The organism is Tardiphaga sp. (genome assembly GCF_044336785.1).
Classification (GTDB): domain Bacteria; phylum Pseudomonadota; class Alphaproteobacteria; order Rhizobiales; family Xanthobacteraceae; genus Tardiphaga.
In genome coordinates, this window is sequence record NZ_JBIIOT010000004.1 from 45,555 (window position 1) to 57,075 (window position 11,521).

Annotated in this window: 9 protein-coding genes; 6 read left to right on the forward strand and 3 right to left on the reverse strand. The window is 63.5% G+C overall.

The genetic code is table 11. The features are described from left to right. Positions 1-62: 62 nt before the first annotated feature. The gene (locus ACIQ2A_RS02260) at positions 63-1,010 is read right to left on the reverse strand and encodes an ornithine cyclodeaminase family protein (RefSeq protein WP_398475299.1); all 948 of its coding nucleotides are present in this window, start codon (positions 1,008-1,010) and stop codon (positions 63-65) included. Between the two features lie 129 nt (positions 1,011-1,139). On the opposite strand from ACIQ2A_RS02260, the gene ACIQ2A_RS02265 reads away from it, so the two are divergent. Beyond that, on the forward strand, positions 1,140-2,747 hold the full coding sequence (locus tag ACIQ2A_RS02265; RefSeq protein ID WP_398475301.1) for a caspase family protein: 1,608 nt from the start codon (positions 1,140-1,142) through the stop codon (positions 2,745-2,747). A 152-nt stretch (positions 2,748-2,899) separates the two neighbouring features. Here ACIQ2A_RS02265 and ACIQ2A_RS02270 read toward each other — a convergent pair whose 3' ends face one another. Continuing rightward, complete coding sequence (locus ACIQ2A_RS02270; protein ID WP_398475303.1) at positions 2,900-3,280, reverse strand: hypothetical protein; 381 nt, start codon at positions 3,278-3,280, stop codon at positions 2,900-2,902. A gap of 187 nt (positions 3,281-3,467) precedes the next feature. On the opposite strand from ACIQ2A_RS02270, the gene ACIQ2A_RS02275 reads away from it, so the two are divergent. The 5 genes from ACIQ2A_RS02275 to ACIQ2A_RS02295 all read left to right on the forward strand — a co-directional run bounded on the left by ACIQ2A_RS02275 (position 3,468) and on the right by ACIQ2A_RS02295 (position 10,138). Next, positions 3,468-4,727 (forward strand): MFS transporter, encoded by a 1,260-nt coding sequence (locus ACIQ2A_RS02275; protein ID WP_398475305.1) that lies wholly within the window; start codon positions 3,468-3,470, stop codon positions 4,725-4,727. A 190-nt stretch (positions 4,728-4,917) separates the two neighbouring features. Beyond that, positions 4,918-6,051 (forward strand): TRAP transporter substrate-binding protein, encoded by a 1,134-nt coding sequence (locus ACIQ2A_RS02280; protein WP_398475307.1) that lies wholly within the window; start codon positions 4,918-4,920, stop codon positions 6,049-6,051. A gap of 118 nt (positions 6,052-6,169) precedes the next feature. Next, positions 6,170-6,838, forward strand: coding sequence for a TRAP transporter small permease subunit (locus tag ACIQ2A_RS02285; RefSeq protein ID WP_398475309.1), 669 nt, complete (start codon positions 6,170-6,172; stop codon positions 6,836-6,838). Continuing rightward, positions 6,835-8,691 carry a TRAP transporter large permease subunit gene (locus ACIQ2A_RS02290; RefSeq protein ID WP_398475311.1) on the forward strand — a complete coding sequence of 619 codons (1,857 nt, stop codon included), beginning with the start codon at positions 6,835-6,837 and terminating at the stop codon, positions 8,689-8,691. Before ACIQ2A_RS02285 ends, ACIQ2A_RS02290 begins: the two co-directional genes overlap by 4 nt. A gap of 223 nt (positions 8,692-8,914) precedes the next feature. Next, positions 8,915-10,138: a multidrug effflux MFS transporter gene (locus ACIQ2A_RS02295; protein WP_398475313.1), complete on the forward strand. Its 1,224-nt coding sequence runs from the start codon at positions 8,915-8,917 to the stop codon at positions 10,136-10,138. Between the two features lie 86 nt (positions 10,139-10,224). On the opposite strand, the gene ACIQ2A_RS02300 is transcribed toward ACIQ2A_RS02295, so the two are convergent. Beyond that, the gene (locus ACIQ2A_RS02300; RefSeq protein WP_398475315.1) at positions 10,225-11,487 is read right to left on the reverse strand and encodes an adenylate/guanylate cyclase domain-containing protein; all 1,263 of its coding nucleotides are present in this window, start codon (positions 11,485-11,487) and stop codon (positions 10,225-10,227) included. Positions 11,488-11,521 lie beyond the last annotated feature (34 nt).

The following is an 11,521-nucleotide window of genomic DNA, read 5'->3' on the forward strand; positions in this document are numbered from 1 at the left end:
AGTGCATCTGGAAAAACTGTTCGAACATCGGATTTCGATTCCGAGGCTCGAAGATCGGTCCCTCAGCCCGCCATTACCTGCGCGATCCAGGACGCGATCATCAAATCCAGATGCGCGCCGCCGCCGTTCTTGAACAGCGTGATGTCATCGTCCGACCGGCGCCTGCGCGCGTCGGGACGCACGAGATCGTAGAGATCGCCCAACACGCTGTTGGCCGTGATGGCGCCCGAGGCGATCGGCGCGATCAGTTCCCCGATGTGGAGCGCGGTCACGCGGCTGTCCACGAACACGGCCGCCTTGCTCATCAGCGCATCATCGGCCTCGCGCATGTCGGCTTTGAAAGCGCCGATGAGATCGACATGGGTGCCAGGCCGAACCCACGCGCCCGGGATCACCGGCTGTCGTGCCATCGTGGCGGAGCTGACGATATCCGCCTCCCCGAGCGCAGCCTGCAGATCGGGGACCGCCGCGACATCGATGCCGCGATCACTGAACCGCGCGACCAATTGCTGTGCCTGTTCCGGCCTGCGCGACCACACCGAGATGCGCTCAATCCCCGGCAGTGCAGCCGCATAGGCTTTGACGAGACTGGTCGCCACCGTCCCCGCGCCGACGATCAACAGATGCCTGCTGTCGGGACGCGCCAGAAGGCTGGCACCCAGCACCGAATCCGCAGCGGTCTTGAATTCCGTGACCAAGGCGCTGTCAACGACGGCCTGGACGCTGCCGGTGTCCTTGTCGAAGACCAGCATGGCGCCCTGCACGGTGGGGATGCCGCGCGCCGCATTGGCATCAAGCACCGTAAAAGTCTTGGCGCCATATCCCAGCCCTTCGATGTAAGCCGAGCGGCTCATCATCGTGCCGGTGGGCGGGCCGAGAAAGACGTCCTTGATCTCCGCCACGGGCAAGTGATGGCCTTCACGCAACGCGTTCACTGCGCCGGGCCAATCCAGTCGCCCGATCGTCGCGTCATGGCTGAGGAACGGCGGCACGGGGAGTTTGCTGGTCATGAAGTAAGAACGCTGTCCAAGGTTCGGGGTTCATCTTTGCGCCATCTGCAGATGATCGGTGGCTGCGACATATCTCGTATCAATCCACTTCATGGAAACAATGGATGATCTGTGCTTTGAGTCTGCGGGATGATCAGCGTGACATCGCGTCAACGCGTGAATTTCTCCACTTGGGATACTGCGAGGATACGCATGCATCGTTTCCGGCACATGCTGCCGCTCCTTATGAGCCTGCTCGCGATCGCCTGTCCATCGCCCACATTTGCCATCAGCGCCGATGCCGCCTGCACGCAGAGTAACGACGCCGACGCCAAAATGAAAGCATGCACGGACCTCCTGCAGAGTGGCCGGCGACTTTCGGCGCCTGACAAAGCCAAATATCTCGCTTATCGCGGCTGGGCTCACACGCAGAAACAAGATTATCAAGCAGCCTTGGCCGATCTAGATTTGTCGATTGCGCTGGACGATCGCCAGTTCGGCTCGCACGGATCGCGTGCGGGCGTGCATCGGGTTCTCGGCGCCCTCGACCTTGCGATCAGGGACGCCGATGCCTGTATCAGGCTTGCACCACGTTTCGCACCAGCCCGGACCCTGCGCGGCGATATCCTGCGCGACAAGGGAGACACCGAAGGCGCGTTGAAGGAATACGACACTGCGTTGAAACTCGATCCAACCGAACTGAGCGCATTCACGGGCCGCGCGATCACGTACCGCATTCTGGGACGCGCGAAGGAAGCCCAGGCCGAGTTGATGCGTGCGCTCGCGCTCGACAACCGCGTCGCTGAAATATACGTCGCGCAAGGCCAGCTCGCCGAAAGCAACCATGACCTTGCCAAGGCCCGCGAGGCCTATGCGCGTGCGCTCGAACAGCCGAAGACAATCCGCTTCACCAACAAGACCGGGAGCCCCATCATCGATGCAGCAAGGCAGCAGAAAATCGCGGCTGCCCGTCTTGCGGTATTGAACAGCGAGCCGCAAGACATCGCGTCGTCCGCCGCTTCTCCGGTGCCAATGCAAAAGATCGCATTGGTGATCGGCAACGGCGCCTATGGCACCGCCAGCAAGCTGCCTAATCCGCCAAGGGATGCAAAGCTGATCGCGCACGAACTGCGCAGCATCGGCTTCGATACGACCGAAGGAATCGACATGACCAGCGACGCGATGCGCCGCACGGTGAAGGAGTTTCTGGCGAAGGCCCCCCGCGCGAAGGTCACGTTGATCTTCTTTGCCGGGCACGGCATGCAGATCGACGGCAGGAATTATCTCGTGCCGATCGACGCGCAGCTGACCAGTGACAAGACACTCTCCGACGAAATGATTGATCTCGATTTCATCATGGCTGGCCTGGACGACAAGCTGCGGACCAATGTGATCGTGCTCGACGCCTGCCGCGACAATCCATTCGCGTCCAGGACACCCGGCGACTCCGTTGCCAGCCGATCGATCGCGATCCGCTCCGGGCTCGCACCGCAAGCCGGGCTGAGCAGCGGCGGAACCCTGGGGGCCGGAACGCTGATCGCATTTGCAACGGCACCGGGACAGGTCGCTTTCGACGGCGACGGCGCCAGCAGCCCCTTCACGACCGCGCTGGCACGCCACATCGTGACGCCCGGTCTGGAACTGCAGCAGATGCTGACACGGGTGCGATCCGAAGTCGTCGCCTCGACCAGAGGCAAGCAGGTGCCGTGGTCGAATTCGTCGCTGCTGGGAGAGGTCTACCTGGCCGCGGCCCCGTGAAGCGCATCGCCCACCGCCCTGCCGCACCAGGATTCAACGAGACGGGATGGGCCGATGCGGCCTTGGGCCCGGCGGGCCGGCGCTGGCGTCCGGTTCGGACCGCGCGCGCGTCAAGCGCCTCGATGAGACGCTGCGCGATCAATGCTCGAGAGTCAGGCGGGGGTCGTCCCGGAGGGCCTGAGCGCGATCGGCGCCCAAGACAGGCGGCCGTCGTCATAGGTCTCGACCAGGCGATTGACCGGATGACGGTCGGTGGCGACGATCGCCTGGATCGTGTTGCGATGGGCTCCGGGGCTTTTGCCCTCCCGGCTGCAATTGCAGAATTTGCAGGCCATCGCCTTGGCTGCGCTGTCGATGGTGGCGACATGCTGGTTGAGGTGCTTGCCGGCGCCTGCGACGCCCGTTTCGATGCGCAGACGACGGCGCGCGGCATCCTTGGTTTCGCGATCGGGAACGAAAGTGGGGCCGTCGCAATAGAAGCAGGCGCCGCCCTGCTCGCGCCAAAGGCCGTAAAGTTTGTCGGTCCGATCCATGTCCTGCTCGTAGACTAGCTCCGACGTCTCCACCAGAGGCGCCGCTGGATGAGCTTTATCACAATCTGCACGCAGGAGTCGTCGGGGCAGCGGGCGAATTCGCCTGCGTTTCACGGCAGGTTGCCGGTAAACGGGTGGTTCCAGCCACACAGCCGGCCAATGGTCGTCCCGCAACCCAGGATACGCCATGACCGCCTCGCCTGCCGACCGCCTGCCCGCCACCTTCAACCGTCTCGCCTGGTCCAACCTGGCTGCGCAATCGGCCGAGCAGATCGCGCTCGCCGCGGCGCCCATCGTGGCGGTGCTGCTGCTTGGTGTCGGCGAAGGCCAGACCGGATTGCTGCAGACCGCGCTGACGTTGCCCTTTGTTTTGTTCGCCATCCCGGCCGGGCTGCTGGCCGACCGGATGTCGCGGCGGGCATTGATGGCAGGCGCCGAAGCGCTGCGTGCCCTGTCGTTGCTGCTGACCCTCGCGCTGATCTGGTGGGGCATGCTGACCCTGCCCCTGCTCGCCCTGCTCGGTTTTGTCGCGGTATGCGGCACGGTGGCCTACAGCGTTGCGGCGCCGTCACTGGTGCCTTCGCTGGTCGCGTCGAACCAACTGGGCGCCGCCAATGCGCGGATCGAACTGGCGCGCACGGTGGCCTTTGCGGGCGGTCCGGCCATCGGCGGTGCGCTGGTGGGAATGGTCGGCGCAGCACCGGCCTTTGGCGCGGCTGCCGCGCTATCCATCGTTGCGGTCATCTGCCTCGCCGGTCTCTCCGAGCCCGCACGTGTCAGCGTGCAGCGGCGCAAGCCGATGCAGGATATCGCGGAAGGCCTGTCCTTCGTCGCACGGCATCCCTATCTGCGGCCGGTCTTTGTCACCCAGTTCATCTTCGGCGCGGCGGCCTTCATGATCCTCGCGATCTTCGTGCCCTATGCCGTGCGCCATCTCGGCCTCAGCGCCGCCGGCATCGGCATCACGCTGGCCATGTATGGCGCCGGCATGGTGGTCGGCGCGCTGGCGGCGACGCGGGTGATGCAGCGGCTGCCATTCGGCACGGTGATCGCGCTTGGCCCCGTCACCGGCTTCGTCGCATCCCTCGTGATGGCGCTCACGATCTGGTGGCCCTATCCGGTACTGGCCGGACTGAGCTTCTTCCTGCTCGGCGTCGGCCCGATCCTGTGGGTCATCTCCACGGCGACACTCCGGCAATCGGTAACACCGCCGAGCCTGCTCGGGCGTGTTTCGGCCATCAACATCCTGAGCTATGGCGCGCGCCCGATCGGCACCGGCATCGCCGCCGTCATCGGCGGCCTGTATCATGCGGAGGCCTGCCTCTATCTCGCCGTCGCGGGCTTTGCCTGGCAGGCGCTGGTGATCCTGAACTCGCCGGCCGTGGCACTTACGCGGCAGCCGGACATGGTCGGCGATGTGGACGGATGTGCATCGACACAAGCTTGACCACTTTTGTGTAGTTCACCCGCCTTCGCTGATGCACTCTCCGCATTGCAGCACGTTTGGTTAGTGTAGTTCGTCCGCGTCCTAGCGTCGCAGCGAAGCGATGGTTCTTGCCAAAGTACCGGGCAAGCCGTTGTCTTGCCCTCAATCAACAAGGTCAGTCCGCAAAGGACGACCACTCGGGGAGAACACAATGACCGATACCAAGGACAGGACTCCGTCCAGGCGCCGCTTTCTGAAGGTCGCCACGGCCGGCGCTGCCGCAACTGTTGCGGCACCGGCTCTCGCGCAAAGCACCGGGCCGATCAATATGCGCTGGCAGAGCACATGGCCGGCCAAGGACATCTTCCACGAATACGCGCAGGACTACGCCAAGAAGGTCAATGACATGACCGGCGGCGACCTCAAGATCGAGGTGCTGCCGGCGGGCGCCGTGGTGCCGGCCTTCGGCCTGCTCGACGCGGTGTCGAAGGGCACGCTCGATGGCGGGCATGGCGTGATGGTCTATCACTATGGCAAGCAGACCGCGCTGGCGCTGTGGGGCTCCGGCCCGGCCTATGCCATGGACGCGAACATGCTGCTGGCCTGGCACAAGTTCGGCGGCGGCAAGGAGCTGCTGGCAAAACTCTATGCGTCCATCAATGCCAATGTCGTATCACTGCCCTATGGCCCGATGCCGACCCAGCCGCTCGGCTGGTTCAAGAAACCGGTGCAGAAGGCCGATGATCTCAAGGGCGTGAAATTCCGCACCGTCGGCATTTCCATCGACGTGTTCACCGGCCTCGGCGCCGCCGTGAATGCGCTGCCCGGCGGCGAAATCGTCTCGGCGATGGATCGCGGCCTGCTCGACGCTGCCGAATTCAACAATGCCTCGTCGGACCGCATTCTCGGTTTCGCCGACGTCTCGAAGATCTGCATGCTGCAGAGCTATCACCAGAATGCCGAACAGTTCGAGATCCTGTTCAACAAGACCAAATACGACGCCCTGCCCGAGAAGCTGCGCGCCATCATCGCGGGGGCTGCGGAAGCGGCCGGCCAGGAGATGTCGTGGAAGGCCATCGACCGCTATTCGCAGGACTATGCGGACCTGCAGGCCAAGGACAAGGTGAAGTTCTACAAGACACCGGACTCCGTGTTGCAGAAGCAGCTCGATGTCTATGACGAGGTGGTCGCCAAGAAGTCGACGGAGAACCCGCTGTTCAAGGAGATCGTGGAGTCGCAGATGGCCTTCGCCAAGCGCGCCACCCAGTGGGAGCAGGACACGGTGGTCAATCGCCGCATGGCCTATAACCACTACTTCGGACCGAACGCGAAGAAGAAGACCTGACGGCTGACGCCGCACGTGCCCCGCATCATCCGGGACCATCCTCCCGGATGATGCTTTGCTGTTGCCTGAACTCGCCGCCCTTCACATGCCCATGTTCTCGTAAACTGGCTTCCATGCAATGACCGCCGAGCGTTTCCTGCACTCCATCGATGGCATCAGCACATTCGCCGGCAAGGCTGCGGCCTGGCTCATTCTGGGATTGATGGGCCTCGTCTGCGCCGAAGTGTTCAAGCGCTATCTGCTGAACATGCCGACCGCCTGGATTTTTGACGCCTCCAACATGCTCTATGGCACGCTGTTCATGCTGTGCGGCGCCTACACGCTGGCGCAGAACGGACATGTGCGCGGTGATTTCCTGTATTCGTCCATGAAGCCGCGGACGCAGGCGTCGCTCGATCTCGTGCTCTATATCGTATTCTTCCTGCCGGGCATCGCGGCCTTGGTCTATGCCGGCTGGGACTATGCCGGCGACAGCTGGCGCATCCGCGAGCATTCCAATGTCACCGCGGACGGCCCGCCGGTCTATCACTTCAAGGCGATGATCCCGTTGGCCGGCGCGCTGCTGCTGTTGCAGGGCATTGCCGAAATCGCGCGTGCCGCGATCTGCCTCAAGACCGGGGCATGGCCGAGCCGGCTCAAGGACGTCTCGGAGATCGACGTGGTGGAGGAACAGCTCGCGCTCTCCGAACATGTCGATGAAGAGACCCGCCGCAATGCGATCGCGCATGCGCAGGATATCGAGGAAAGCGCGCGCCAGCGCGGCATGGGTGGGGAGACGCCGAAATGAGCGATCCCGCCCTCGGCCTGCTGATGCTCGGCCTCATCGTCGTCGTGATCATGCTCGGCTTTCCCACGGCCTTCACGCTGATGGGCCTCGGCATGTTCTTCGGCTTCTTCGCCTATTACCGCGCCGGGGAAGCCTGGGCCGACAACCATATCTTCGACCTGATGGTCCAGCGCACCTATGGCGCCATGACCAATGACGTCCTGATCTCCATCCCGCTCTTCGTGCTGATGGGCTATGTGATGGAGCGCGGCGCGCTGGTCGACAAGATGTTCTATTCGATCCAGCTCGCCTTCCGCCGCGTGCCGGCCTCGCTCGCCGTGGCGACGCTGATCGTCTGCACATTCTGGGGCATCGCCTCGGGCCTCGTCGGCGCCGTCGTGGTGCTGATGGGCGTCATCGCCTTCAATCCGATGCTGAAGGCAGGCTACGACGTCAAGCTCGCCTCCGGCGTCATCACCGCCGGCGGCACGCTGGGCATCCTGATCCCGCCCTCGGTGATGATCATCGTCTATGCGGCGGTGGCCGGGCAATCGGTGGTGAAGCTCTACGCCGCCGCGATGTTTCCGGGATTCTTCCTGGCGTTCCTCTATCTCGTCTACATCATCGGCTGGGCGCTGCTGAACCCGAAGATCGCGCCAAAGCTGCCGGAGAGCGAAACGCGTGTGCCGGTGCGGCCATGGATCGCCGACCTGCAGCAGGCCTATTCGCACAGGATGCTGCCGGCTCTGCTGACGGCCGCCGTAGCCCCCTCGCGCGCTATGGCGCTGACCATGGATGGCGCACGGATCAGCTATGGCACCATCCTGAAGAATCTCGGCTTCGCGCTGGTGCCGCTGATCCTCGCTTTGTCCACACTATGGGCGTCGTGGTGGTATGTGGTCATCCATCCGCAGCCCGATACGCCCGCGCCTGCCGCCATCACCGAGCGCGTACAGTCGGGCGATGCAAGCAAGTCTGAGCCCGCCGAAGAAAAGCTCGAAGAGCTCGGCTCGTCGCAATCCGGCTCATCGCAGGAGAGCGAGCCGGAAACGCTACAGCAGATGGGCAATGCCGAGCTGCAGACCAGCAACGCGCCTGCCTATACGGGGCCATCGCCGGAGTTCTACACCTACTTCGCCTTCACCGCGGCCATCATCCTGCTGCTGTTGTTCTACTACTACTGGACCATGGGCGCCGAACAGTTCGAGGTGCTGCGGCTGCTGACGTCTTCGGTGATGCCGCTCGGTCTCCTCACTGCCGTCGTGCTGGCCGTGATATTGCTCGGCATCACCACGGCGACGGAGTCTGCTGCGGTCGGGGCCGCTGGTGCGTTCCTGCTCGCGTTTCAGGCGCGGACGCTGGACTGGAAACGCACCAAGGAAGCCGTTTTCCTCACGGCGAAGACCACGAGCATGGTGTGCTGGCTGTTCGTGGGCTCGGCGCTGTTCTCCGCAGTGTTCGCCATTCTCGGCGGCCAGGCGCTTCTGGAAAGCTGGGTGCTGTCGCTGAACCTCACGCCGCTGCAGTTCATGATCCTGTCGCAGGCGATCATCTTCATTCTCGGCTGGCCGCTGGAATGGACCGAGATCATCGTGATCTTCGTGCCGATCTTCCTGCCGATGCTGAAACATTTCGGCATCGACCCGATCCTGTGGGGCGTTCTGGTGTTCGTGAACCTGCAGGCGGCGTTCCTGTCGCCGCCGGTGGCGATGTCGGCCTTCTATCTCAAGGGCGTCGCGCCAAAGCATGTCACGCTGAATCAGATTTTTGCCGGCATGATGCCCTATATGGTGATCGTCATCATCTGCATGATGCTGATGTATATCTGGCCCGGCCTGACGCTCTGGCTGCCGAATTACCTGTACGGGAACTGAGGACTGACGCGGCCGTAGGATGGGTAGAGCGCGGGCGCGATAGCGCCGGAGCGAAACCCATCATTCCGTCGATGCGGCAAGCTCCGCCGATGGGTTTCGCTTCGCTCTACCCATCCTAAGCACCTGCGCTCTCCATTTGACCAGCACCAATCCGCCCGGACCGACATCCCCTTTGCAGGCCGCGTTATATGATGTACATCATTCTTTAAATGAGGTTCATCATATGACCGACCGCACCGCTGAGAACGTGGCCAATAACCCGGCGCAGGAAACCGCCTCCACCGCCGGGCAGATCGCCGTGCTGGCAGCGCTGGCTTCGGTCGGCACGCTGGCGACCAATATTTTGCTGCCGTCGCTGCCGCAGATGGCGGTCGCGCTGCAGGTAACGACGCCGGCCGTCACCGCATCGATCACGGTCTTCCTCGTTGTATTCGCGCTGGGCCAGCTCGTGGTCGGCCCCATCTCCGATCGCTATGGTCGTCGCCTCCCGGTGCTGGCTGGCTTCGCCGTCTTCATCGCCGGAAGCATCTGGTGTGGCCTCGCCACTGACCTGCCCTCGCTGCTGGTCGGCCGCGCCATCCAGGCAGCGGGTGCCTGTTCGACATCGGTCCTGTCGCGCGCCATCGCGCGCGACCTGTTCAGCGGCGCAGCCCTTGCCCGCGTGCTCACGATGGTGATGATCGCCCAGGCGGCGGCGCCCGGCTTCTCGCCGCTGCTTGGCGGCGCGCTGGATCATTTCTTTGGCTGGCGCTCGGAATTCGTCTTTGTTGGCGCCTTCGCACTGGTATCCGCCATCGCCTTTGCTGCCACGCTCGGCGAGACCCACAATGCGACGCGCATTCCGCTCGATCCCATCGCCATCGGCACCACCTATGGCAAGCTCTCCACCAACCGGCATTTCCTGATCCCTGCGGCAACGGTCAGCCTGATCATGGGCGGCCTGTTCTCGATGTTCTCCGCCGCGCCGCGCATCCTGATCGAGGGTTATGGTTTCACGCCCATCGCCCTCGGCCTGTTCTTCGCCGGCACGGTGATGGTCGTGTTCGGATCGGGCATGCTGGCTGCGCGCCTGGCGCCGCGCTTCGGGCTGGAGCGCGCGATCCGTTACGGACTGCTGATCGCCTTCATTGGCGGGCTCGCCATTCTCGTGACGGCCTATGTGCATGCCAATGTCGCGACATTCATCGCCGCCACCTGCGTGTTCCTGCTCGGCATGGGGGTGGTCAATCCGCTCGGCACGGCGCAGACGCTGTCGCCGTTCGGCACCCATGCGGGTGCGGCGTCAGCCTTGCTCGGATTCTGGCAGATGACAGGCGCGGCGATTGGCGTGTTTCTGGTCGCCACGATCGTGCCTGATGCGTTGCTGGCACTCGGCATCGTTCTGAGCGGCGGGTGCCTGCTGGCGATGCTTCTTTATGCGATGCGTGCCAAGGCAGGCGTCGTGTAGGATGGGTTGAGCGCAGCGATACCCATCACCGCCGGACGCATGTGGTGATGGGTATCGCTGCGCTCAACCCATCCTACGAACGGAGCTTACCGCGCGAGATACCGCTCATAGGTGCCGCGCATCACTTCATCCGTGCCGATCTGCGGATCGAGGGTATAGAGATCCTGAGCATGGCCGATGCCGCGGAGCGCGAAGCGGCCGGTCGAGACGAGATATTTCCGGCCGTCGCTGTCGAGCCGTGACTGGAATTCCGACGAGGTCAACAGCGGGCGATCGACCGAACTGCACATCGAAGCGATGCGGCTGACTTCATTCACCGCCGGCCCCACCACGGTGAAATCCAGCCGGTCGTCGCTGCCGATATTGCCGTAGAAGACCTGGCCGATATGCAGGCCGACATAGGCCGTCGTCACCGGCTGGCCGGCAGCACTGCGCTTGGCATTCAAGGCCACGATGTTTTTGCGGAAGTAGTGCTCGGCGCGCAATGCATTGCGCTTGGCCTGGGCGATGTCATCACCTGCAAACATGGCCAGCACACCGTCGCCGATCAGCTTCAGCACATCGCCGCCGGATTCGTGGATGGCGTTGATGGATGCCTCGGCATAGTCGTTCAGAAACGGAATGATCTCATCGGGGCCAATGGCTTCGCTGATCCCCGTGGAATTGCGCAGGTCGGAGAACCACAGCACCGCCTTGATCCGTTCGGTGACGCCGCGCGTGATCCGGCCGCGCAACACCTGTTCGGCAGCGTCACGGCCGAGATAGACACGGCCGAGGGTGCGCGCGATTTCCATCTGCGCGGCCGATTTCAGCGCAAGGCCGAGTAAAGGCACGAGCTCGCGGAGCGCCGTCATCTGGCCTTCGTCGAAGCCGGCGTCGCGGCGGGTCGTCCAGTGCGAATAGACGCAGTCCATATTGCCCATGGAGCCCTGCTCGCCAAACCTGTGCACGAAGACGGCGCCATGGCGGTGTCCCTTGTCGCGCAGGCTGTCGATCATGTTGAACCGTTCGCTGACGGCCGGATCGAACAGGTCGAGGCGCATCTCGCTGTGCCCCTCTTCCAGCATGTGGAAGAACACCGAACGACGCCAGCTTTCCGCGGCGTCGCCGGTCGCCGTCGAGCCATATTCGAACATCTCGCTCTCATTGGTCGGCCTGTCGCTCCAGCGAAAGCCGCGCCCTTCGAAGAGAGGATGCAAGGTGTCGAGGAAGACCTGTCCGCGCGAGAGCTCAATGCCCATGGCGAGGCAGCGCTCGCAGAACCCGCGGATCAGATCGCTTTCAGGTGAACCGGTGAGGCCCTGGCCGGTGAGCCAGTTCATCAGTTCGATACGGGGGGCAGTGTCCATCAACGATTCCCAAAACGCTACACCTCATGGTGAG

Excerpts from the sequence above, each read along its gene's own strand:
- ACIQ2A_RS02300 (WP_398475315.1), bottom strand. The coding sequence starts at position 11,487 with ATGGACACTGCCCCCCGTATCGAACTGATGAACTGGCTCACCGGCCAG.
- ACIQ2A_RS02295 (WP_398475313.1), top strand. The coding sequence starts at position 8,915 with ATGACCGACCGCACCGCTGAGAACGTGGCCAATAACCCGGCGCAGGAA.
- ACIQ2A_RS02265 (WP_398475301.1), top strand. The coding sequence starts at position 1,140 with ATGATCAGCGTGACATCGCGTCAACGCGTGAATTTCTCCACTTGGGAT.
- ACIQ2A_RS02290 (WP_398475311.1), top strand. The coding sequence starts at position 6,835 with ATGAGCGATCCCGCCCTCGGCCTGCTGATGCTCGGCCTCATCGTCGTC.
- ACIQ2A_RS02275 (WP_398475305.1), top strand. The coding sequence starts at position 3,468 with ATGACCGCCTCGCCTGCCGACCGCCTGCCCGCCACCTTCAACCGTCTC.
- ACIQ2A_RS02280 (WP_398475307.1), top strand. The coding sequence starts at position 4,918 with ATGACCGATACCAAGGACAGGACTCCGTCCAGGCGCCGCTTTCTGAAG.
- ACIQ2A_RS02285 (WP_398475309.1), top strand. The coding sequence starts at position 6,170 with ATGACCGCCGAGCGTTTCCTGCACTCCATCGATGGCATCAGCACATTC.
- ACIQ2A_RS02260 (WP_398475299.1), bottom strand. The coding sequence starts at position 1,010 with ATGACCAGCAAACTCCCCGTGCCGCCGTTCCTCAGCCATGACGCGACG.
- ACIQ2A_RS02270 (WP_398475303.1), bottom strand. The coding sequence starts at position 3,280 with ATGGATCGGACCGACAAACTTTACGGCCTTTGGCGCGAGCAGGGCGGC.